The sequence below is a fragment of the Pantoea sp. M_10 genome, from assembly GCF_008631515.1.
Lineage (GTDB): Bacteria > Pseudomonadota > Gammaproteobacteria > Enterobacterales > Enterobacteriaceae > Pantoea > Pantoea anthophila.
This window is the reverse complement of sequence record NZ_VWUL01000001.1, coordinates 481,871-502,724: the sequence shown is the minus strand read 5'-3', so window position 1 is coordinate 502,724 and position 20,854 is coordinate 481,871. Positions and strand designations below refer to the sequence as shown.

Below are 20,854 nucleotides of genomic sequence, written 5' to 3'. Positions count from 1 at the left end.
TCGCCAGCCGTCTGATCAGCGCGGCCGTGTCGCCAGCCAGCAGATGAGGGAGCCCAGGGTGATCATCGCCACGCCCTGCCAGAAGGCGAGCGGCGGCGTCAGGCCGAGCCACAGCGATCCCAGCAGGGCCGACAGCACCGGCGTAAAGTAGGAGGCCGTCGCCAGCAGCGTCAGGTTTCCCTGCTGAATGCCGTGATTCCAGGCGGAATAGGCGATGGCGGTGGAGAGGCCGACAAACAGGACTTCCAGCAGCGGCAGCGGCGCAAAGGTCAGCGGCGTCGGGCTGACGGCAAATTTCAGCCACAGCGCCAGCGCGGTCAGGATAAAAAAGAGCGTGACGCCGTTGGCACCGCGCGCATAGCGGCGGGTGAAATTGTTATAGAGTGCCCAAGTCAGGGCGGCCAGAAAGGCAAGAGCATAGGCGACGGGATTGCGCAGCATGTTCTGCCACAGCAGCGCCGGCGCGCCACTGCCGCTGCCTTTCATCACCCAGACGATACCCAGCAGCGACAGCAGCAGACCGGGCCACAGCCAGACGCGGAAACGCTGCTGATTAAACGGGATCGCCAGCACGATCGTCAGGCAGGGCCAGAGATAGTTGATCATCCCCAGCTCCAGCGACTGACGGCGATCGCTCGCCAGTCCGATAGCCAGCGCCAGCGCCATCTCATAGCCGACAAAGAGCGCGCCGCCGATCCAGAGATAGATCGCAGGCATCGCCCCTGGCCTGGGCAGACCCCGGGTCAGGCAGAGCAGACAGGCGGTGGTGGTGTAGATCAGCGCCGCGCCGCCGGTGGCACCAAAGGCCTCGCTGACACTGCGCAGCAGGCCGACAGTGGTGCTCCAGAGCAGAATGGCGATAAGCCCGATCAGGGTGGCGCGTGAAACGGTGGCAGGCATGGAGCGATCAACAGCGTGAGTGAAAGGAGCCTCCCTTGCCCGTGCAAAGGAGGCGCAGGATTACTTCCAGAAATCGTCGAAAACCGTGATCGGCGGACGACGTTTGTGCTCGGTTTTGAGATACCAGCCTTCAATGATTTTCGCGCTGTCAGGATGGATACTTTTTCCTTCCAGATAGTCATCAATCATCTCGTAGGTGACACCCAGCGCCACTTCATCCTGCAGGCCCGGACGGTCATCTTCCAGGTCGGCGGTCGGCTTCTTCAGATAGAGGTGCTCCGGACAGCCAAGATGTTTCAGCAGCTGCTTGCCCTGACGCTTGTTAAGGCGGAACAGCGGGTTAATGTCGGTGCCGCCGTCACCATATTTGGTGAAGAAGCCGGTCACCGCTTCCGCAGCGTGATCGGTACCGACTACCACGCCTTTGGTCATACCGGCGATGCTGTACTGCGCCTTCATGCGCTCACGCGCTTTTTCATTGCCGCGGATGAAATCGGACAGGGTAATCCCGGCCTCTTTCAGCGCGCGCTCGCTGGCCAGGACCGACTCTTTGATGTTAACCACCAGTGAGCGGTCAGGCTGAATAAAGGCCAGCGCGTCCTGGCAATCCTGCTCATCTGCCTGCACCCCATAGGGAAGACGCACGGCAATAAAGGTGTAGTCGTTATCGCCGGTCTCTTCACGCAGCTCCGTAATGGCCCGCTGCGACAGCGCGCCCGCCAGGGTAGAGTCCTGGCCGCCGCTGATCCCCAGCACCAGCGTTTTCAGTCCGCTGTGGCGTTTCAGGTAGGCTTTGAGAAAATCGATGCTGACCCGCACTTCCTGATCGGCGTCGATAGTGGGCTTCACACCCAGGGCTTCAATAATTTCCTGCTGCAGTGACATGAACTTCTCCTCAGGTCAGTGGCCTGTCGGCTCGATGCGAACGTGTTATTAAAGCTAACGTGCCTTCACGAAAACAACAAGCCAAAGCGCTAACTGATTCGCGCTAACCATTGCGAAATCAGTGAGTTTTTCGCTGAGGCTCGGGTTTTTTCGCCAGCACGGTAAACATTAAAATGGCCAGCATAAAGCAACCGAAGATCGTGCCGCACATGCTCAGCACCGAGGTACCGCCGATGCCGGTGATGGGCACGGTAATCGCCCCCAGCGTGAACATGGTGACACCAATCACCGCAGAGGCGCTGCCAGCGCGATGGCCCTGACTCTGCATCGCCAGTGAGGAGGCGGTCGTGGCGATCACCCCATTGCTGGCGATGGTAAAGAACAGCGCGACCAGCAGCAGCGCCAGCGGGGCCTGAAACAGGGCGCAGAGCAGCAGCAGGCTGGAGGCGACAAAGGCCAGCGTCAGGCCGCCTTTCAGCACCCGATATTCGCCCCACAACGGGCAGAGGCGGGCGCTGGTCTGGGAGGCGATCACCAGACCGATGCCGTTGGCCGCAAAGCAGAAGCTGAACGCCTGCGGCGACAGACCGTAGAGCTGCTGCAGCACGAACGGAGAGGCGCCGATGTAGGCGAACATGCCCGACATCATAAAGCCCTGGGTCAGACAGAAGCCCATGAAAGGACGATGGGTCACCACCTGGCCGAGCGCGGCGTAAGCGGAGAAGATCGATCCTTTGCTGCGGCGGGCTTCCGGCAGCGTCTCATGCAGCTTCCAGCGCGCCAGCAGGATCAGTAGAATGGCAATGCCGCCCAGCACCATAAAAATGCCGCGCCAGTTGACGATCGTCATCAGCACGCCGCCCAGCACCGGTGCGCCGATGGGCGCCAGGCCATTGACCAGCATCAGCAGGGCAAAGAATCGCGTCAGTTCATGACCACTGTACATATCGCGCGCTATCGCCCGTGACAGCACCGCGCCACCGGCCCCGGCTAAGCCTTCGAACAGGCGCGCCACCAGCAGCTGGTGGATATCCTGCGCCAGTGCGCAGCCCAGCGAGGCGATAAACAGCAGCACCAGTGACAGGGTCAGCGGACGCAGACGGCCGAACTTATCACTCATCGGGCCAAACAGCAGCTGGCCAACTCCCAGCCCCAGCAGGCCGGCGGTCAGACTCAGCTGAGCCGTGGCGGTTTCGGTGTTGAGGTCCCGCGCCATCTGAGGCAGAGCGGGCAGATAGAGATCGATACAGAGCGGGCCCAGTGCGGCCAGCAGGCCCAGCGTGATGGCATAAACCAGGCGGTTAGAGTGAGCAGGAGTCATTATTCCTCGGGGTCGTCAGCGATGGGGTGAAGAGAAAGCGGGCCAGCCTGCGCCAGAGAGCGTCCGGCAGTGCGGCGGGCACCCTGATCGGCATCCGCGCAGGACAGCGTCACGGAAACGGCGCAAAATCAGAGGGTTCAGATGCCGGGGAGTATACGTCTCTGTTGACAGCAAAACAGCCTTCTTTACGGAATCCTGACATTCCGTCTGCCACAAAAAGGCCGCCATAAACTTGATAAACCTGCATTTATGTTCCAGGCTTGATGCCACATGGACAATAAATGAGGAACAACAAGATGAAGAAGGTGATGGGATGTATCGCTGCGGCGCTGACACTGGCGGCACTGTCTGGTTGTACGACTTACGATCGTGCGGAAAGCTACGTGACTAAGCCAGTCGTTAAGGATGTTAAAAAGGGGATGACCCGCGATCAGGTTCGTCAGATCGCCGGTTCGCCTTCAACTGAAATTACCATGGTTCACGCGCGCGGCACCTGCCAGACGTATGTTCTGGGTCAGCGCGACGGTAAAGCACAGACTTACTTCGTGAGCTATAACGACACCGGCCGTGTTATGAACTACGGCTTCCAGAGCTGCGCGGAGTATGACACCGATCCGCAGGTTCAGCAGTAATCGCTGCTTCTGAATGGTAAACGGCCCGTCTTCATGACGGGCCGTTTTTCGTTGGGGCACTGTTTCATGCCCTCCGGTACGAAGAGTGGGTAGCAAGCCTGCCGTTACAATCCTGCCGGGCGCGGCACCTCGACATAATCGCCGTCAATCTGCCGCTGGTAGTAGTGGCCATCCTGCACATAAAAACGCCTGCCGTTGAAATCCAGCACATGCATCTCACCGCTGATCCGCGTCTCTGGCGGTGGCGCCACCACGACATACTCCTCACCGTGACGCTGATAATAGTTGCCGTTAAGCAGGTAGTAGGTCAGCCCGCCAATCAATACGGCGGTAGCGGCTTCGGGCAGAAAGCGCAACGGACCTGGCCCTCCCCAGCGCGGACCGGGGCCACCGTGCCGGCCCCATCCCTCATGCGGTCCCCATCCTCCCGGCGGGCCCCAGCCGCCGGGATGCGCAGAAGCCAGGGCGGGCGCTAAGAGCGTCAGCGTCAGAAGTGAGACGATCATTTTTTTCATCGGGCATTCTCCACAGACGAGTGGAGGCAGAATTCGCTTTTTACAGAAGAAAGACAAGCGCTAAAGCGGCGGATTTTCGCCTGTTTACCACGCTTAACGCTTTCTTAACGGCGTCGCCATGAACAGGGAAGATTATGGAGAGCGGAAAGGGATTAACCTGGCGCGGATGCGCCAGGTTGAGCAGAAATTAACGGTGCGCCAGTTCGGCGTGGTCGTCACTTTCCAGCACGCGCCTGTCGGTCAGGCCTAACCAGCGGCTGGTGAGTGAACCGGCGGTCATGGAGCCATTGACGTTCAGGGCGGTACGGCCCATATCGATCAGCGGCTCGATAGAGATCAGCAGCGCAACCAGGGTCACCGGCAGGCCCATCGCAGGCAGCACAATCAGGGCGGCAAACGTCGCGCCGCCGCCGACACCGGCCACACCGGCTGAACTCAGGGTGACGATCCCGACCAGCGTCGCAATCCACAGCGGGTCAAACGGGTTGATGCCAACCGTAGGCGCCACCATCACCGCCAGCATGGTCGGATAGAGACCGGCACAGCCGTTCTGGCCGATCGTGGCACCAAAGGAGGCTGCAAAGCTCGCCACAGACTCTGGCACGCCCAGGCGACGGGTCTGAGTCTCTACGCTCAGCGGAATGCTGGCGGCGCTGGAGCGGCTGGTAAAGGCGAAGGTAATCACCGGCCACACTTTGCGGAAGAAGCGCAGCGGGTTGATGCCGTTTACCGACAGCAGCAGGGCATGAACCGCAAACATTATCGCCAGGCCGAGGTAAGAGGCGACCACAAAGCTGCCCAGCTTGATGATGTCCTGCAGGTTAGAACCGGCTACGACTTTGGTCATCAGCGCCAGCACGCCATACGGCGTCAGCTTCATCACTAAACGCACCAGCTTCATGACCCACGACTGCAGGGTGTCAATCGCCACCAGCACCCGCTGACCTTTCTCCTGGTCATCTTTCAGCAGTTGCAGAGCGGCCATCCCCAGGAAGGCGGCAAAAATGACCACGCTGATGATGGAGGTCGGACTGGCACCGGTCAGATCGGCAAACGGATTTTTCGGGATAAAGGAGAGCACCAGCTGAGGCACGCTCAGGTCGGAGACCTTGCCGACATAGTTGCTCTGGATCGCACTCAGGCGTGCGGTTTCCTGGACACCCTGCACCAGACCTTCCGCGCTGAGGCCAAACAGACCGGTCACAAAGACGCCGACCAGCGCAGAAATCGCGGTGGTAAAGAGCAGTACGCCAATGGTCAGTACGCTGATTTTTCCCAGCGACGAGGCATTATGCAGACGGGCGACCGCACTCAGAATCGAGACGAACACCAGCGGCATGACGACCATCTGCAGCAGCTGGACATAACCATTGCCAACGATGTTAAACCAGCTGATCGACGCTTTGACCACGGCGCTGTTTTCACCGTAGATCAGCTGCAGCACCAGGCCGAACAGCACACCGATCACCAGACCGATCAACACTTTCTTCGACAGGCTCCAGCTATGGCGGCTGAAGCGGGAGAGTAATACCAGCAGCACCACGAAGGCCGCGATATTAAGCGTAAGAGGAAGGTCCATACCGAAACTCCAGAGTAATGCGGCCTGTCGTCCGGGAGAGGCCGCATAATGTTAATCACGAATTAAGACAGCAGGAATGGTAACAGCAGCCGGAGAGGCTGCCTTATATCCAAATGGCATGGTTTATAACTAACTGTTGATTTTTGCGGGTTTATTGTGCGGTATGACTGGAAATTAACCGTCCGACCCCATTCTGCAGCGTATCGAACAGCTGGCTCGGCCAGCCGTTTGCACCAAAGGAAGGCATTCCCACCGGAAACCAGAGCGCATAGCCCACCAGACCCAGACACAACACCCGCTCAAGCTGATTGCCTTTCTGGCTGCGCAGAATCGGCAGGCGGAAGCGCCAGCGGCAGGGCCACAGCAGTGGCACCCCGGCAGGCGTCAGCATATCGGCCACAATATGGCTGAGGTAGCCCAGGGTCAGACCCTGCAGGACATCAGGTGGTATGGGTGACGATTTGGGCAGGTTAATCTGAAAAAGCCATAAACCGGCGGCCACCGCCAGCAGGCTGTGGGTAAAGCCCCGGTGACCAAATGCGCGCGCAATCGGCTGTGAGAGCCAGCGCAGCCGCTGACCCAGCAGGGATTTAGGGTGATCGATGTCGGGCAACAGACATGTCAGCAGGGCTGAAGGAACGAGATGCCACCAGTCGGCCTGCGCCAGAACCGGGGTCAGCTCCGCACGTTTGGCAAAAATAGCGCTGGCAATGGCAAAAATGATGTGGCCTTCGCCCGTCATGATAGAACCTGGATGCTAAGAAACTGTCGATACATCCAGTATAGGGATTTATCCAGTAAATGAGAACATGTGACGCTGTAACTAACAGTGAATTTTTTTACAGGGCGAGCTGCGGCATGTCACGGCTCACCCCGTGTTCTAGCGGGCCAGCCAGCCGCCATCAACCGCCAGCGTGTAACCATTAATATAGTCTGCTGCAGACGAGGCCAGAAAGACCACCGGCCCCATCATGTCATCCGGCACGCCCCAGCGGCCTGCCGGAATACGGTCAAGGATCTCAGCGCTGCGCGCCGCATCTTTGCGCAGGGGTTCGGTATTATCGGTCGCCATGTAGCCTGGCGCGATAGCATTAACATTGATGCCATGCCGTCCCCACTCGTTAGCCATCAGACGGGTTAAGCCCATGACAGCGCTTTTTGAGGCGGTGTAAGAGGGAACGCGAATGCCTCCCTGAAACGAGAGCATGGACGCAATATTAATGATTTTGCCGCCGCTTCCCTGCGCGATAAACCGCTGCGCGACCTGCTGTGAGAGGAAAAACACCGTCTTGCAGTTGATGTTCATCACATCATCCCAGTCCTGCACGCTGAATTTCAGGGCATCCTCACGACGGATAATCCCGGCATTGTTGACCAGGATATCCACTCTGCCTGCCGCGGCGACCGCCTCTTCCGCGACCTGCGGGATGACCTCAGGAGACATCAGATCGGCTGAAACGGACCAGAAGCGGCGGCCAAGTGCCTCCACTTTATGCTGCGTGTCAGCCGGTTCGATGCGGTTGATGCCCACAATGTCGCAGCCAGCCTGCGCCAGCCCCAGTGCCATCCCCTGGCCAAGCCCGGTATTACAGCCGGTCACGATGGCGACTTTGCCTGTTAAATCAAATCTGTTCAGTACCATTTGGCTTGTCCTCCGCTTAACGCAGTTCGCTAATCCTGACCGCGTCCATATCATCAAAGACCTGATTCTCACCCACCATTCCCCAGATAAAGGCGTAACGCTGGGTTCCGACACCCGCGTGTATCGACCAGCTGGGTGAGATCACTGCCTGCTCGTTATGGACCAGCAGATGACGGGTTTGCTGCGGCTCTCCCATCATGTGGAAGACGGCGTGATCTTCGCTCATGTCGAAATAGAAATAGACTTCCATGCGGCGTTCATGGGTGTGACAGGGCATGGTGTTCCAGAGACTGCCCTCATGCAGCCTGGTCAGGCCCATCGTGAGCTGACAGGTAGGCAACACGTCGGGCACGATAAATTTGTGTATGGTGCGGCAATTAGCGCTTGCCGCATCGCCCAGCGTGGCGTTGACCGCCTCCTGCAGCGTGATCTTTCTGTCCGGAAAGGTGGTGTGCGCCGGTGCACTGTTGAAATAAAATTTTGCGGGCTGCGATGCGTCGAGGCTGCGAAACAGCAGATCGCGCGCCCCTTTGCCGATATAGAGCGCCTCTTCGTGACCGATTTCCCACGTTTTGCCATCCACCTCCACCAGACCCGGACCGCCAATATTGATCATGCCCAGTTCACGGCGTTCGAGAAACCAGGCGACGCCCAGCTGTTTGCCCATCTCATCCCCCATCGTGACCGGCTGATTCACCGGCATGACGCCGCCCGTAATGATGCGGTCAATGTGGCTGTAGGTCAGGGTGTAGTGATCGGCGGTAAATATCTTTTCAATCAGAAATGCCTGGCGCAGTGCGTCAGTGTCGAGTTGTTTAGCGTGATCGCTGTGAATGCTCTGGCGAATGTCCATCTCGTGCCCCTCTGGAGTCAGGTTATTCATCCCCCGATCAGGGGACGATGTGGGCATCTTAGGCAGGGTGAGACAGTGATTCAATAAAAATGAAACGCTGTTTTAATTTTTTGAGATTCAGATCAACTGCAGAATGCCTGAGCAAAAAAAAGCCCGCTTAAAGCGGGCGGGGGGTCATCCTTTCAGATGCGTCGGGCTAAGCTGCGTCAGGGTGTCCAGCCGGACATCCGCCAGCGCCCAGCGCGGATCGTCGCGGTGCTCAGCGGCAGGTACCACAATCGACCGCATGCGGGCCGCTTTAGTGGCGATCATGCCGTTAAACGAATCCTCCAGCGTGACGCAGTTCAGCGGATCGATCTCCAGACTGGCGGCGGCATTGAGATAGACCTGCGGATGGGGCTTGCTGTAGGGCAGGGCTTCTGCGGAGGAGAGCACATCAAAATAGTGACGCAGATTAAAGATCTCCAGCACCTGTTCCAGCATCGCCATCGGAGAGGCGGATGCCAGGCCAATCTTCAGTCCCTGCTCCTGACAGAGTTGCAGTGCGGTTTCCACGCCCGGCAACAGGGGGCGGGTCTGATCGACCAGCGTCATGGCGCGCACGATAATCCGCTCCGTGACCTCCTGCTGCGACGGCCTCTGCCACGGCAGCGTTTCGTACCACATCCGCACCGTCTGGTCGATGCGCAAACCCAGCGTGTCGGGCATTTCACTGCGACGTGACAGGTCAACATCCAGCGTTGAAAAGATATCCAGTTCAGCCTGATCCCACAGCGGCTCAGAATCGATCAGTAAACCATCCATATCAAACAGGGCGGCGAGGACAGGGCGGTGATAGGGCATCAGAGGTCTCCTTTTAAAGTCGGTTTTACCATAGCATCATTCCCGGCTGGCGCACGCTTCGCCCGTCGGCCATGCTTTTTTTGGGAAATTTCTTCATTGGCAGGTAGACTTACGGCAAATCGGATTTCGGGTTCAGGAGATATTATGACCTATCAACAGGCTGGCCGCATCGCCATCCTTAAGCGTGTGGCAGGCTGGGTGCTCTTTCTGGTGGCGCTGCTGTCGACCATTATTTCGGTGCTGAGCTTTATGTTTAAGCACAGTGAAAAGCAGCCAGGTATCGACGCGGTAATGCTCGACTTTGTTCATGTTATCGTCGATATGCTTCGCTTTAACACCCCCTTCCTGAACATCTTCTGGCACAACTCCCCGGTGCCGGAATTTAATGGTCAGATGAACCTGGGATTCTGGCTGATCTACATCCTGATTTTTGTCGGACTGGCACTGGAGTCATCCGGCGCGCGCATGGGGCGTCAGGCCCGTCATGTCAGAGAGGGCATTGAAGATCAGATGATCCTGGAGCAGGCAAAGGGCAGCGAAGGGCGAAGCCGTCAGCAGCTGGAAGAGAAGGTGCGCGTACCCCGTCACACCATCTTCCTGCAGATCTTCCCGCTTTACATCCTGCCCGTGGTCATTGCGGTAGCCGGTTATTTCGTGCTGTCGCTGCTCGGCTTTATCTGAGGGCGTCGTCAGGCCGGTCTGGCCTGACTGGCGCTCAGCGGATCCTCTTCCAGCAACTGGCCGATGGCGAATTGTGCGTCGTCCGGCCAGTGCCCGCCAAAGACGTTAGCCCGGTTCAGCAAATAGTAGAGCTGATAGACCGGCAGACGCTGCGAGAACCCATCCGGTAACGGCCAGACCGACTGATAGCCGTCGTAAATCTGACGCGGCAGGTCGGGGTACCAGCTCAGCATGGCTAAATCGCACTCCCGGTCGCCCCAGTAGCAGGCAGGATCGAACACCCAGGGGCCACTGTGGCTGCTGGCACAGTTGGCTGGCCAGAGGTCGCCATGCAGCAGCGACGGCTGCGGATGATGGGAGGCCAGCACCCGCTGCACGGCGGCAATGATCAGCTCGGTATCCCCGTAGAGCACCCCTTTTTCTGCCGCCAGCTGTAACTGCCAGCCGATGCGCTGCTCGGCAAAAAAGACCGACCAGCGGCGCAGCCAGCTGTTGGGCTGAGGAGTCGTGGTGATGTTGTTGTCGAAATCGAGACCGAACTGTGTCTGCTCGCTCCACTGATGAAGGTGCGCCAGCTGCTGCCCGAGCCGCCAGGCACTCTGCTCATCAAGTGGCTGAGGCGGAATATATTCCAGCAGCAGGAAGCTCTCCTCGCGGTGCTGGCCTACGCCATAGACCTCCGGCACGCGAACCGTGCCGGTGCGCGCCAGCAGCGCCAGCTGGTCAGCTTCCCAGGTGAAGAGTGACAGCCTGTCCCGGCTGTTACTTTTGACGAACACGTCGTGATCACCGTAGCGGATACGCCAGGTGGGATGGATGTCGCCGCCGGCCAGGGCGTGACGTTCGGTGATTTCGGCATTGCCTAACTGCTCGCTTAACAGACGACTAATGGCTGACCACATTGGGCTATCCTCGTTATTCGCTGCGTAAGACAGATTGTACTGCGTAAATATTCACCAAAACCAGCCCGATTGCACCTCTTATTCTGGTGCGGAGCGGGTGGGGCGATGTTCAGCGGTGTCGCGCAGAAACGCTTCGAAGGTCGTCACGGTCACGTCCGGCCGCTGACCCAGCACGCTTTCACCCGCCGCAGTGACCTGCTGCTGCAGCGCTTCAGGCGACAGCGGGCTGACAATACCAAAGCTGTTGGTCCCGAGTTCATGCGGGTGGCCCTCATCGTCAGCCAGGGTGGTGGTGAAACCGGCCGCTGTCATGGCGCTGGTCAGCTCCAGGATGTCGCTTAATCCCGATTCCTGATAGTGAAAGGTCACGATATAGCGTGTTAAGGCGTTGTTGCTCATGAGGCACCTCCGGGGAAGGGAAACTGAACTGAGCGTAGACCATGGTGAAAAATCAGGCGAATTATGAAGGGGATGCGCGGTGCCTGCCGTGATGCCGGGCGTAAATTCCTGTCAGGCAGGTGCGCGGGGGTGGAAAAATCTTCTGCGGCTACCGCTATCTTTTCCCTTTCGCAGCACTATAATGCGCGACGTTAATCAGATGAGTCCCAATTAACACGTATTGCAGGGCTGATTCCACGCATTTCGGGTGAGTTAATATTTTTTTACAAAACTTACCGTAAATTGCATTGAATGCCGGGCAAAACGCTTCAGACTCTTCGTTTTTTAAACTGTCGCACGGATCACATTTAATGAAAGCCTATAACAAGCTGTCTGCTGTTCTTCTGCTCTCCGCCGGAGCATTTTGTCACCAGGCACTGGCCGATAACGCCGTATTCACCTCAATGGATGACCCCTCTACGGCGAAAAAGCCGTTTGAAGGCTCAGCTGCTGCGGGATACCTGGCGCAAACCGGTAACACCACCAGTTCATCAATGACCGCTCAGACCAATATGACCTGGTATCAGTCATCAATGGCTTACAGCTTGTGGGGTAACGCGGCCAACACCTCGTCAAACGATGAGCGCTCTTCCGAGACCTATAGCATCGGCGGTCGTTCACGTTACAACGTCAGCAACTATGACTACCTGTTTGGTCAGGCGAGCTGGTTAAGCGATCGTTTCAATGGTTACGATTCGCGCGACGTTCTGACAGCCGGTTACGGTCGTCAGATCCTGAACGGTCCGGTGCATTCACTGCGTGCGGAATTTGGTCCGGGTGTGCGCTACGACGATTTCCACGATGGCGGCCACGAAACCAAAGCGCTGGGCTATGGCGCGGTCAGCTATCAGTGGCAGCTCACTGACACCACCAAATTTGTCCAAGGTGTGTCTGTACTGAGCAGCTTCGGTGAAGATACCACCGTGAACTCTGAAACCGGCCTGCAGGTGGCAATTAACAGCCACTTCGCCCTGAAGCTGGCGTACAACGTGACCTGGAACAACAATCCGCCGGAATCTGCGCCGGATCGCACCGACACCAAAACCTCGGTTATGCTCTCCTACGCGATGTAAGCGCAATTTTAACCGTGATCTGCCCGGCGGCCTGACACTCTGTCAGGCCGCTTTTTTTTGATCTCTCCACGGCTTAGCAAAAAGGGGATGGTTTTTCTCGACCAGGAAAACTGCTATCATCTGCCCCGCACGGCAATCCTGGCGACATTCCGACAATGTGGGTCTGATGTTACGCCAGGTCACCCATTTTACATGACGTTGCATGTAGGCTTTCGTGTGGCCTACCACTGCAAATAAGGATTAGAAATGCCTGTAATTACGCTTCCTGATGGCAGCCAGCGTGTGTTCGACCGCCCTGTCAGTGTGATGGATATCGCGCTGGACATCGGGCCGGGTCTGGCGAAAGCCTGTATCGCTGGCCGCGTGAACGGTGAACTGGTTGATGCGGTCGATCCCATCACCGAAGACGCCGCCGTGGCGATTATCACTGCAAAAGATGAAGCCGGTCTGGAAATCATCCGTCACTCCTGCGCGCACCTGTTAGGGCATGCCATTAAGCAGCTGTGGCCGGATACGAAAATGGCGATTGGCCCGGTCATTGATAACGGCTTCTATTATGATGTCGACATCGATCGTACGCTGACCCAGGAAGATATCGACCTGCTGGAAAAACGCATGCATCAGCTGGCTGAGACCAACTACGATGTGGTGAAGAAAAAGGTCAGCTGGCAGGAAGCCCGTGACGTCTTTGCGGCGCGCGGCGAAATCTACAAAACCACCATTCTTGATGAAAACATCAGCCACGACGATAAGCCTGGCCTCTATCATCATGAAGAATATGTCGACATGTGCCGCGGTCCGCACGTGCCGAACATGCGGTTCTGCCATCACTTTAAACTGCAGAAGATCTCCGGTGCCTACTGGCGCGGCGACAGCAGCAACAAGATGCTGCAACGCATCTATGGCACCGCATGGGCAGACAAAAAGCAGCTGGCAGCCTATCTGCAGCGTCTGGAAGAGGCGGCAAAGCGTGACCATCGCAAGATTGGTAAGCAGCTGGATCTCTACCACATGCAGGAAGAAGCACCCGGTATGGTCTTCTGGCATAACGACGGCTGGACCATCTTCCGCGAACTGGAAGTGTTTGTCCGCAGCAAGCTGAAAGAGTACCAGTACCAGGAAGTGAAGGGTCCGTTCATGATGGACCGCGTCCTGTGGGAAAAAACCGGGCACTGGGAAAACTATAAAGAAGCGATGTTCACCACCTCGTCTGAGAACCGTGAATATTGCATTAAACCGATGAACTGTCCGGGACACGTTCAGATCTTTAATCAGGGTCTGAAATCGTACCGTGACCTGCCGCTGCGTATGGCCGAGTTCGGTAGCTGTCACCGTAATGAGCCATCAGGTGCGCTGCATGGCCTGATGCGTGTACGCGGCTTTACCCAGGATGATGCCCACGTCTTCTGTACAGAAGAGCAGGTACGTGACGAAGTGAACAGCTGTATCCGCATGGTTTATGACATGTACAGCACCTTCGGCTTCGAAAAGATTGTGGTCAAACTCTCTACCCGTCCTGAGAAGCGCATCGGCACCGATGAGATGTGGGACCGTGCCGAGGAAGATCTGGCTGCCGCGCTGAACGAAAACAACATTGAATTTGAGTTCCAGCCAGGCGAAGGCGCCTTCTACGGCCCGAAAATTGAGTTTACCCTGTACGATTGTCTTGATCGCGCCTGGCAGTGTGGAACCGTTCAGCTAGACTTCTCCCTGCCAAAACGTCTTGAAGCGACGTATGTGGGTGAAAATAACGATCGTCAGACGCCTGTGATGATTCACCGTGCGATTCTGGGATCGATGGAACGCTTCATCGGTATTCTGACCGAGGAGTTTGCTGGTTTCTTCCCAACCTGGCTGGCACCACAGCAGGTCGTGGTCATGAATATTACCGATGGACAAGCGGAATATGTTGAGTCTTTAACGCGTAAGCTGCAGAATGCTGGCATTCGTGTGAAGGCAGACTTGAGAAATGAGAAGATAGGCTTTAAAATCCGCGAGCACACATTACGTCGCGTCCCTTATATGCTGGTCTGCGGTGATAAAGAGGTGGAAGCAGGCAAAGTTGCCGTTCGCACCCGCCGTGGTAAAGACCTGGGGTCGATGGATGTCGATCTCTTTGTTGAGAAGTTGCAACAAGAGATTCGCAGCCGAAATCTTCATCAACTGGAGGAATAAAGTATTAAAGGCGGAAAACGAGTACTACCGACGCGTCCGAACAAAATTAACAGCGAAATCCGCGCAACTGAAGTGCGCTTAACGGGCATGGATGGCGAGCCGCTTGGCATCGTCTCATTACGCGAAGCTCTGGAAAAAGCCGAGGAATCGGGTGCTGACTTAGTCGAAATTAGCCCGAACGCCGAACCGCCGGTTTGCCGTATTATGGATTACGGCAAGTTCCTCTACGAAAAAAGCAAATCTTCTAAGGAACAGAAGAAGAAGCAAAAAGTTATTCAGGTTAAGGAAATTAAATTCCGTCCTGGAACCGATGATGGCGACTATCAGGTCAAACTACGCAACCTGATTCGCTTTCTGGAAGATGGCGATAAAGCCAAAATCACGCTGCGTTTCCGTGGTCGTGAGATGGCGCACCAGCAGATCGGTATGGAAGTGCTTAACCGCGTCCGTAAAGACCTGTGTGAAGATCTGGATTTGGCCATTGTCGAATCCTTCCCTTCGAAGATCGAAGGCCGCCAGATGATCATGGTGCTCGCTCCTAAGAAGAAACAGTAGGCTTTCAAGTAACATTAACCGCGCAGCGTTCGCGTTGTGCGGTTTTCTGTTCGCCTGTCTGGGTCATGTTATCAACAATGCGAAGTGGATATTTTTAAAAATGCCAAAGATTAAAACTGTACGTGGCGCGGCTAAGCGCTTCAAGAAGACCGCTTCTGGCGGCTTCAAGCGTAAACACGCAAACCTGCGTCATATTCTGACCAAAAAATCTACTAAGCGTAAACGTCACCTGCGCCCTAAAGGCATGGTGTCAAAAGGCGATCTGGGTCTGGTTTCTGCCTGCCTGCCGTACGCATAAGTCCATTTTTTTTAAACAGAATATAGAACAGGAGAGCTCACATGGCTCGCGTTAAACGTGGTGTAGTTGCTCGCGCACGTCACAAAAAAATCTTAAAACAAGCTAAAGGCTATTACGGTGCACGTTCACGTGTTTACCGCGTTGCCTTCCAGGCTGTTATCAAAGCTGGTCAGTATGCTTACCGTGACCGTCGTCAGCGTAAGCGTCAGTTCCGTCAGCTGTGGATCGCGCGTATCAACGCAGCGGCTCGTCAGAACGGCATGTCTTACAGCCGTTTCATCAATGGTCTGAAAAAAGCAGCCATTGAGATCGACCGTAAGATCCTGGCCGATATCGCCGTATTCGACAAAGTGGCCTTCACTGCACTGGTCGAAAAAGCGAAATCAGCTCTGGCGTAAGTCAGATGAAAAAGGGAGCTTGCTCCCTTTTTTATTGCCTGTAAGCTGCGCAAAAGATTGACATTTTCGTCTCCGCGCATTTCAATAGTGCCCTCGTAAAGCATGACAAGGTAACTGCAAGCATGAATGCTGCTATTTTCCGTTTCTTTTTTTACTTTAGCGCCTGACATCCGGGGGCTTTTGCGCATAAGAAAAGAAACGAAAAATCGCGCTAAAAGCCTCCCTCGTGGAGGCTTTTTTGTTTCTGGCGTTAGCATACTGGACCGGCAGGTCCCAACAAGAACTGACCAGCCTGACTGGAAAAAGAGGAAATTATGTCCCAACTCGCAGAACTGGTGGCCAGCGCCACGGCGGCTATCGACGGGGCGACAGATATCGCCGCCCTTGACGCGGTGCGCGTCGAATATCTCGGTAAGAAAGGGCATCTGACATTACAGATGACCACCTTACGCGAGTTGCCTGCTGAAGAGCGCCCTGCAGCCGGTGCGGTAATCAACGAAGCGAAACAGCAGGTCACCGACCGCCTGAACGCGCGTAAAGAGGCGCTGGAATCGGCGGCGCTGAATGCGCGTCTGGCGGAAGAGACCATCGATGTGTCACTGCCGGGTCGCCGTATTGAAAATGGCGGCCTGCATCCGGTCACCCGCACGATGGATCGCATTGAGACCTTCTTCGGTGAGTTAGGCTTTGCTGTCGTCACCGGGCCGGAAATTGAAGATGATTATCATAACTTTGATGCACTCAATATTCCTGCTCACCACCCGGCGCGTGCCGATCACGATACCTTCTGGTTTGACGCCACCCGTCTGCTGCGTACCCAGACTTCCGGCGTGCAGATCCGTACCATGCAGGCTCAGCAGCCGCCGATTCGTATCATCGCGCCAGGCCGCGTCTACCGTAACGATTACGATCAGACCCACACGCCGATGTTCCATCAGATGGAAGGGCTGATCGTGGATAAAAACATCAGCTTTACCAATCTCAAAGGCACGCTGCACGATTTCCTGAACAACTTCTTCGAAGAAGATTTGCAGATTCGTTTCCGTCCGTCCTACTTCCCGTTTACTGAGCCTTCAGCAGAAGTGGACGTCATGGGTAAAAACGGCAAGTGGCTGGAAGTGCTGGGCTGCGGCATGGTGCACCCTAATGTGCTGCGCAATGTCGGCATTGACCCGGAAGTTTACTCCGGTTTCGCCTTTGGTATGGGCATGGAGCGTCTGACCATGTTGCGCTATGGCGTGACCGATCTGCGCGCATTCTTCGAAAACGATTTACGTTTCCTCAAACAATTTAAGTAAGGGCAGGTTATCCAATGAAATTCAGTGAACTCTGGTTACGCGAATGGGTAAATCCAGCCCTGGACAGCGCCGCGCTGTCTGAACAAATCACCATGGCCGGTCTGGAAGTGGATGGCGTTGAGGCCGTCGCCGGTGCGTTCAACGGTGTCGTGGTTGGCGAAGTGGTGGAGTGCGGTCAGCACCCGAATGCTGACAAACTGCGGGTGACCAAAATTAATGTGGGCGGTGACCGTCTGCTGGATATCGTCTGCGGCGCGCCGAACTGCCGCCAGGGGCTGAAAGTCGCCGTCGCCACCGTGGGTGCGGTGCTGCCGGGTGATTTCAAAATCAAAGCGGCCAAACTGCGTGGTGAGCCGTCAGAAGGGATGCTCTGCTCTTTCTCCGAGCTGGGAATCAGCGACGACCACAACGGCATTATTGAACTGCCTGCCGATGCGCCCGTGGGCACCGACATCCGCGCCTGGCTTCAGCTGGATGACAACACCATTGAAATCAGCGTCACGCCTAACCGCGCGGACTGTCTGGGCCTGATCGGTATCGCGCGTGATGTGGCGGTGCTGAACGGTCTGCCGCTGAACAAGCCAGAGATTCAGCCGGTCGCTGCCACGCTGAGTGACACCTTCCCGATTCAGGTTGATGCGGTGGAGGCCTGTCCGCGCTACCTGGGTCGCGTAGTGAAAGGCGTTAACGTTGGTGCGGCCACGCCATTGTGGATGAAAGAGAAGCTGCGTCGCTGTGGTATCCGCTCAATCGATCCGGTGGTGGATATCACCAACTATGTGCTGCTGGAACTGGGTCAGCCGATGCACGCCTTCGACCTCGATCGCCTCAACGGCGGCATCGTGGTGCGCATGGCGAAAGAGGGCGAAAAGCTGACGCTCCTGGATGGCACTGAAGCCAGCCTGCAGTCAGACACGCTGGTCATCGCCGATCACCAGCAGGCGCTGGCGATGGCGGGTATCTTTGGTGGCGAACATTCGGGCGTGAACAGCGAAACGCAGAACATTCTGTTTGAGTGCGCCTGGTTTGACCCGCTGGCGATCACCGGCCGCGCCCGTCGTCACGGTCTGCACACCGACGCGTCACATCGCTATGAGCGAGGCGTTGATCCGGCGCTGCAACATATCGCGCTGGAGCGTGCAACCGCGCTGCTGCTCTCCATCTGCGGGGGTGAAGCCGGCCCGATCATCGATCAGACGCATCAGGCCGCCTTGCCGGTTCCGGCGACGATCACCCTGCGCCGGGAAAAACTGGATCGCCTGATTGGTCATGTCATCGCCGATGAGCAGGTTACCGATATTCTGACCCGTCTCGGCTGCGACGTCACGACAGGCGAAGGTGAGTGGCAGGCGATCGCCCCGAGCTGGCGCTTCGACATGGCGATTGAGGAAGATCTGGTTGAAGAAGTGGCCCGCGTTTACGGCTACAACAACATCCCGAACGTGCCGGTGCAGGCGGGGCTGGTCATGACTCAGCATCGCGAAGCGAACCTGTCGCTGAAACGCGTGAAAAACCTGCTGGTGGACAAGGGGTATCAGGAAGCGATTACCTACAGCTTCGTTGATCCGAAGGTTCAGCAGCTGCTGCATCCGGGTGAAGAGGCGCTGCTGCTGCCAAGCCCGATCTCCAGCGAGATGTCGACCATGCGTCTCTCCCTGTGGACCGGCCTGCTCAGCGCAGTCGTCTACAACCAGAACCGTCAGCAGAGTCGCGTACGTCTGTTTGAGAGCGGCTTACGCTTTGTGCCCGACACGCAGGCAGATTTAGGCATCCGTCAGGATCTTATGCTGGCCGGTGTTATCAGCGGAAACCGTGTTGAAGAGCACTGGGATCTGGCGCGCCAGGCAGTTGACTTCTATGATTTAAAAGGCGATTTAGAGTCGCTGCTCGATTTAACCGGCAAACTGGATGCGATCAGCTTCCGGGCTGAAGCCAATCCGGCGTTGCATCCGGGACAGAGCGCGGCGATTTATTTGCACGATGAACGAATCGGATTTATCGGAGTCGTTCATCCTGAGCTGGAACGTAAGCTGGATCTCAACGGCCGCACCTTAGTCTTTGAACTGCTTTGGAATAAGGTCGCAGACCGCGTCCTGCCTGACGCGCGCGAGATTTCTCGCTTCCCGGCTAACCGTCGTGATATTGCTGTTGTGGTGGCTGAAAACGTCCCTGCAGCAGATATCATCGCGGAGTGTAAGAAAGTTGGCGTAAATCAGGTAGTTGGCGTAAACTTGTTTGACGTGTACCGCGGTAAGGGCGTTTCTGAGGGCTTCAAGAGCCTCGCAATCAGCCTGATTTTGCAGGATACCAGCCGGACACTCGAAGAAGAGGAGATTGCCGCGACCGTTGGCAAATGTGTTGCGGCATTAAAAGAGCGATTCCAGGCAACCTTGAGGGATTGAACCTATGGCGCTTACAAAAGCTGAGATGTCAGAGTACCTGTTTGAGAAACTCGGGCTGAGCAAACGCGATGCCAAAGAGTTAGTAGAGCTGTTTTTCGAAGAGGTACGTCGCGCTTTGGAAAATGGAGAACAGGTAAAACTGTCTGGGTTTGGCAATTTTGACCTGCGTGACAAAAACCAGCGTCCTGGCAGAAACCCGAAAACGGGGGAAGATATTCCGATCACCGCGCGTCGCGTAGTGACATTCCGCCCGGGACAGAAGCTGAAAAGCCGCGTAGAGAACGCTACACCCAAAGAGACTGACTGAATTTCAGCGTTTCAAAAAGGCCGCGCAAGCGGCCTTTTTTCATGGTCTCACCCGCCGGTAACTGCGCTGGCGCGCCCGTCTGCCAGCAGGGCGCACACCGCCTCAACCACCTTTCTTTTTTCTGCAATCCCACTACAATCAAATCTCTGTTTTCTCAGCAAATCCAGCCTATGTCTCTGCTTGACCCGCTCGCGCTTCAGGCCGACCAGCGCGGCCAGAAATGGCTTATTACTTTAGCTCTTATGCTGCTTGCGCTGCTCTGTGGCAGCCTGTGTGCCGGTGACAGCTGGATCGCGCCCTCAGAGTGGTTTACGGAGAGCGGCCGGCTCTTTGTCTGGCAGCTGCGGCTGCCGCGCAGTCTGGCGGTGATGCTGGTCGGTGCATCCCTGGCGATGTGCGGCGTCGTGATGCAGGCGCTGTTTACCAATCCGCTGGCCGAGCCTGGCCTGCTGGGCGTCTCAAACGGAGCGGGCATCGGTCTGGTGCTGGGCGTACTGCTGGGCAGCGGCTCGCTGTGGAGCCTCGGCCTGGCCGCGATGGCCGGGGCACTCATGATTACGCTGATCCTGCTCTGTTTCGCGCACCGTCAGCTCTCGGTGACCCGGCTGTTACTCACGGGCGTGGCGCTGGGGATTATCTGCAGTGCCATCATGACCTGGGCCGTTTACTTCAGCACCAGCCTCGACCTGCGTCAGCTGATGTACTGGATGATGGGCGGCTTCAGCGGCATTGACTGGCGCTATGGCGGCATGATGCTGGCGCTGCTGCCGGTGATGCTGGCCCTGAATGCGACGGGACCCATACTGAATCTGCTGGCGCTGGGGGAGATCTCCGCTCGTCAGCTCGGTCTCTCTCTTTTCTACTGGCGCAATCTGCTGGTGCTGGCGATGGGCTGGCTGGTCGGTATCAGCGTTGCCATGGCCGGTGCCATTGGTTTTGTCGGGCTGGTGATCCCGCACCTGCTGCGGCTGAGCGGCATTAGCGATCACCGTTATCTGCTGCCCGCCTCTGCGCTGGCTGGGGCAGGCGTGCTGTTAGCGGCCGATATCGTCGCGCGTCTGGCGCTGACATCGGCCGAATTACCGATAGGCGTGGTCACGGCGACACTCGGCGCGCCGCTGTTTATTCTTTTACTGGTAAAATCTTCGCGCTAGCTT

The 20,854-nt window shown here is 56.8% G+C and carries 23 protein-coding genes and 1 other annotated feature; of the genes, 12 read left to right on the top strand and 11 right to left on the bottom strand.

Annotated features, from left to right (window positions below):
* Window positions 1-15: 15 nt before the first annotated feature.
* From yddG to F3I47_RS02435, 3 genes are all read right to left on the bottom strand, one after another.
* Window positions 16-900, bottom strand: a complete 885-nt coding sequence (gene yddG / locus F3I47_RS02445; protein ID WP_046101714.1) for an aromatic amino acid DMT transporter YddG — start codon at window positions 898-900, stop codon at window positions 16-18.
* A gap of 60 nt (window positions 901-960) precedes the next feature.
* Window positions 961-1,785, bottom strand: coding sequence for an ammonia-dependent NAD(+) synthetase (gene nadE, locus F3I47_RS02440; protein ID WP_009090562.1), 825 nt, complete (start codon window positions 1,783-1,785; stop codon window positions 961-963).
* Window positions 1,786-1,903: 118 nt separating this feature from the next.
* Window positions 1,904-3,106 (bottom strand): multidrug effflux MFS transporter, encoded by a 1,203-nt coding sequence (locus F3I47_RS02435; RefSeq protein ID WP_150029997.1) that lies wholly within the window; start codon window positions 3,104-3,106, stop codon window positions 1,904-1,906.
* Between the two features lie 296 nt (window positions 3,107-3,402).
* Between F3I47_RS02435 and osmE the strand changes: the two genes are divergently transcribed.
* A complete protein-coding gene (gene osmE / locus F3I47_RS02430; RefSeq protein ID WP_009090559.1) occupies window positions 3,403-3,738 on the top strand; it encodes an osmotically-inducible lipoprotein OsmE in 336 nt (111 codons plus the stop codon).
* Between the two features lie 104 nt (window positions 3,739-3,842).
* Here the strand turns inward: osmE and F3I47_RS02425 are convergent, their stop codons facing one another.
* The 6 genes from F3I47_RS02425 to hxpB form a co-directional block, all read right to left on the bottom strand.
* The gene (locus F3I47_RS02425; RefSeq protein WP_150029996.1) at window positions 3,843-4,253 is read right to left on the bottom strand and encodes a DUF6515 family protein; all 411 of its coding nucleotides are present in this window, start codon (window positions 4,251-4,253) and stop codon (window positions 3,843-3,845) included.
* Window positions 4,254-4,440: 187 nt separating this feature from the next.
* A complete protein-coding gene (locus tag F3I47_RS02420) occupies window positions 4,441-5,832 on the bottom strand; it encodes an L-cystine transporter (RefSeq protein WP_046101717.1) in 1,392 nt (463 codons plus the stop codon).
* 151 nt (window positions 5,833-5,983) lie between these two features.
* On the bottom strand, window positions 5,984-6,574 hold the full coding sequence (locus F3I47_RS02415) for a metal-dependent hydrolase (RefSeq protein ID WP_150029995.1): 591 nt from the start codon (window positions 6,572-6,574) through the stop codon (window positions 5,984-5,986).
* Between the two features lie 138 nt (window positions 6,575-6,712).
* Window positions 6,713-7,474: a 2-dehydro-3-deoxy-D-gluconate 5-dehydrogenase KduD gene (kduD, locus tag F3I47_RS02410; protein ID WP_150029994.1), complete on the bottom strand. Its 762-nt coding sequence runs from the start codon at window positions 7,472-7,474 to the stop codon at window positions 6,713-6,715.
* 16 nt (window positions 7,475-7,490) lie between these two features.
* Window positions 7,491-8,327, bottom strand: coding sequence for a 5-dehydro-4-deoxy-D-glucuronate isomerase (kduI, locus tag F3I47_RS02405; protein WP_150030061.1), 837 nt, complete (start codon window positions 8,325-8,327; stop codon window positions 7,491-7,493).
* A gap of 174 nt (window positions 8,328-8,501) precedes the next feature.
* A complete protein-coding gene (gene hxpB / locus F3I47_RS02400) occupies window positions 8,502-9,170 on the bottom strand; it encodes a hexitol phosphatase HxpB (RefSeq protein ID WP_150029993.1) in 669 nt (222 codons plus the stop codon).
* 144 nt (window positions 9,171-9,314) lie between these two features.
* Between hxpB and F3I47_RS02395 the strand changes: the two genes are divergently transcribed.
* On the top strand, window positions 9,315-9,851 hold the full coding sequence (locus F3I47_RS02395; protein WP_009090542.1) for a YniB family protein: 537 nt from the start codon (window positions 9,315-9,317) through the stop codon (window positions 9,849-9,851).
* Window positions 9,852-9,859: 8 nt separating this feature from the next.
* Here F3I47_RS02395 and F3I47_RS02390 read toward each other — a convergent pair whose 3' ends face one another.
* Window positions 9,860-10,753 (bottom strand): fructosamine kinase family protein, encoded by an 894-nt coding sequence (locus tag F3I47_RS02390; RefSeq protein ID WP_150029992.1) that lies wholly within the window; start codon window positions 10,751-10,753, stop codon window positions 9,860-9,862.
* Window positions 10,754-10,831: 78 nt separating this feature from the next.
* Complete coding sequence (gene ghoS, locus F3I47_RS02385) at window positions 10,832-11,152, bottom strand: type V toxin-antitoxin system endoribonuclease antitoxin GhoS (protein ID WP_150029991.1); 321 nt, start codon at window positions 11,150-11,152, stop codon at window positions 10,832-10,834.
* A 350-nt stretch (window positions 11,153-11,502) separates the two neighbouring features.
* On the opposite strand from ghoS, the gene F3I47_RS02380 reads away from it, so the two are divergent.
* The 10 genes from F3I47_RS02380 (at window position 11,503) to btuC (ending at window position 20,851) form a co-directional block, all read left to right on the top strand.
* Window positions 11,503-12,264, top strand: a complete 762-nt coding sequence (locus F3I47_RS02380; protein WP_009090538.1) for a YdiY family protein — start codon at window positions 11,503-11,505, stop codon at window positions 12,262-12,264.
* A 246-nt stretch (window positions 12,265-12,510) separates the two neighbouring features.
* Window positions 12,511-14,439, top strand: a complete 1,929-nt coding sequence (thrS, locus tag F3I47_RS02375) for a threonine--tRNA ligase (RefSeq protein WP_009090537.1) — start codon at window positions 12,511-12,513, stop codon at window positions 14,437-14,439.
* Window positions 14,440-14,442: 3 nt separating this feature from the next.
* Window positions 14,443-14,994 (top strand): translation initiation factor IF-3, encoded by a 552-nt coding sequence (gene infC / locus F3I47_RS02370; protein WP_033736278.1) that lies wholly within the window; start codon window positions 14,443-14,445, stop codon window positions 14,992-14,994.
* A gap of 100 nt (window positions 14,995-15,094) precedes the next feature.
* Window positions 15,095-15,292 carry a 50S ribosomal protein L35 gene (gene rpmI, locus F3I47_RS02365; protein ID WP_009090535.1) on the top strand — a complete coding sequence of 66 codons (198 nt, stop codon included), beginning with the start codon at window positions 15,095-15,097 and terminating at the stop codon, window positions 15,290-15,292.
* A gap of 41 nt (window positions 15,293-15,333) precedes the next feature.
* Window positions 15,334-15,690: a 50S ribosomal protein L20 gene (rplT, locus tag F3I47_RS02360; RefSeq protein ID WP_006118956.1), complete on the top strand. Its 357-nt coding sequence runs from the start codon at window positions 15,334-15,336 to the stop codon at window positions 15,688-15,690.
* 117 nt (window positions 15,691-15,807) lie between these two features.
* Window positions 15,808-15,933 (top strand) — a sequence feature (Phe leader region).
* The gene (pheM, locus tag F3I47_RS22270) at window positions 15,813-15,857 is read left to right on the top strand and encodes a pheST operon leader peptide PheM (protein ID WP_106120997.1); all 45 of its coding nucleotides are present in this window, start codon (window positions 15,813-15,815) and stop codon (window positions 15,855-15,857) included. Its footprint overlaps the feature before it by 45 nt.
* Before the next feature lie 71 nt (window positions 15,934-16,004).
* Entirely contained in the window at window positions 16,005-16,988 is a 984-nt protein-coding gene (gene pheS / locus F3I47_RS02350) for a phenylalanine--tRNA ligase subunit alpha (protein ID WP_009090534.1), read from the top strand.
* A gap of 14 nt (window positions 16,989-17,002) precedes the next feature.
* A complete protein-coding gene (gene pheT / locus F3I47_RS02345) occupies window positions 17,003-19,390 on the top strand; it encodes a phenylalanine--tRNA ligase subunit beta (protein WP_150029990.1) in 2,388 nt (795 codons plus the stop codon).
* A gap of 4 nt (window positions 19,391-19,394) precedes the next feature.
* Window positions 19,395-19,697: an integration host factor subunit alpha gene (ihfA, locus tag F3I47_RS02340; protein ID WP_003853259.1), complete on the top strand. Its 303-nt coding sequence runs from the start codon at window positions 19,395-19,397 to the stop codon at window positions 19,695-19,697.
* Window positions 19,698-19,867: 170 nt separating this feature from the next.
* Window positions 19,868-20,851, top strand: a complete 984-nt coding sequence (gene btuC / locus F3I47_RS02335; RefSeq protein ID WP_150029989.1) for a vitamin B12 ABC transporter permease BtuC — start codon at window positions 19,868-19,870, stop codon at window positions 20,849-20,851.
* Window positions 20,852-20,854 lie beyond the last annotated feature (3 nt).

Bases quoted from the DNA above. Each gene is read 5' to 3' on its own strand.
- yddG (WP_046101714.1), bottom strand. From the start codon at position 900: ATGCCTGCCACCGTTTCACGCGCCACCCTGATCGGGCTTATCGCCATT.
- nadE (WP_009090562.1), bottom strand. From the start codon at position 1,785: ATGTCACTGCAGCAGGAAATTATTGAAGCCCTGGGTGTGAAGCCCACT.
- F3I47_RS02435 (WP_150029997.1), bottom strand. From the start codon at position 3,106: ATGACTCCTGCTCACTCTAACCGCCTGGTTTATGCCATCACGCTGGGC.
- osmE (WP_009090559.1), top strand. From the start codon at position 3,403: ATGAAGAAGGTGATGGGATGTATCGCTGCGGCGCTGACACTGGCGGCA.
- F3I47_RS02425 (WP_150029996.1), bottom strand. From the start codon at position 4,253: ATGAAAAAAATGATCGTCTCACTTCTGACGCTGACGCTCTTAGCGCCC.
- F3I47_RS02420 (WP_046101717.1), bottom strand. From the start codon at position 5,832: ATGGACCTTCCTCTTACGCTTAATATCGCGGCCTTCGTGGTGCTGCTG.
- F3I47_RS02415 (WP_150029995.1), bottom strand. From the start codon at position 6,574: ATGACGGGCGAAGGCCACATCATTTTTGCCATTGCCAGCGCTATTTTT.
- kduD (WP_150029994.1), bottom strand. From the start codon at position 7,474: ATGGTACTGAACAGATTTGATTTAACAGGCAAAGTCGCCATCGTGACC.
- kduI (WP_150030061.1), bottom strand. From the start codon at position 8,327: ATGGACATTCGCCAGAGCATTCACAGCGATCACGCTAAACAACTCGAC.
- hxpB (WP_150029993.1), bottom strand. From the start codon at position 9,170: ATGCCCTATCACCGCCCTGTCCTCGCCGCCCTGTTTGATATGGATGGT.
- F3I47_RS02395 (WP_009090542.1), top strand. From the start codon at position 9,315: ATGACCTATCAACAGGCTGGCCGCATCGCCATCCTTAAGCGTGTGGCA.
- F3I47_RS02390 (WP_150029992.1), bottom strand. From the start codon at position 10,753: ATGTGGTCAGCCATTAGTCGTCTGTTAAGCGAGCAGTTAGGCAATGCC.
- ghoS (WP_150029991.1), bottom strand. From the start codon at position 11,152: ATGAGCAACAACGCCTTAACACGCTATATCGTGACCTTTCACTATCAG.
- F3I47_RS02380 (WP_009090538.1), top strand. From the start codon at position 11,503: ATGAAAGCCTATAACAAGCTGTCTGCTGTTCTTCTGCTCTCCGCCGGA.
- thrS (WP_009090537.1), top strand. From the start codon at position 12,511: ATGCCTGTAATTACGCTTCCTGATGGCAGCCAGCGTGTGTTCGACCGC.
- rpmI (WP_009090535.1), top strand. From the start codon at position 15,095: ATGCCAAAGATTAAAACTGTACGTGGCGCGGCTAAGCGCTTCAAGAAG.
- rplT (WP_006118956.1), top strand. From the start codon at position 15,334: ATGGCTCGCGTTAAACGTGGTGTAGTTGCTCGCGCACGTCACAAAAAA.
- pheS (WP_009090534.1), top strand. From the start codon at position 16,005: ATGTCCCAACTCGCAGAACTGGTGGCCAGCGCCACGGCGGCTATCGAC.
- pheT (WP_150029990.1), top strand. From the start codon at position 17,003: ATGAAATTCAGTGAACTCTGGTTACGCGAATGGGTAAATCCAGCCCTG.
- ihfA (WP_003853259.1), top strand. From the start codon at position 19,395: ATGGCGCTTACAAAAGCTGAGATGTCAGAGTACCTGTTTGAGAAACTC.
- btuC (WP_150029989.1), top strand. From the start codon at position 19,868: ATGTCTCTGCTTGACCCGCTCGCGCTTCAGGCCGACCAGCGCGGCCAG.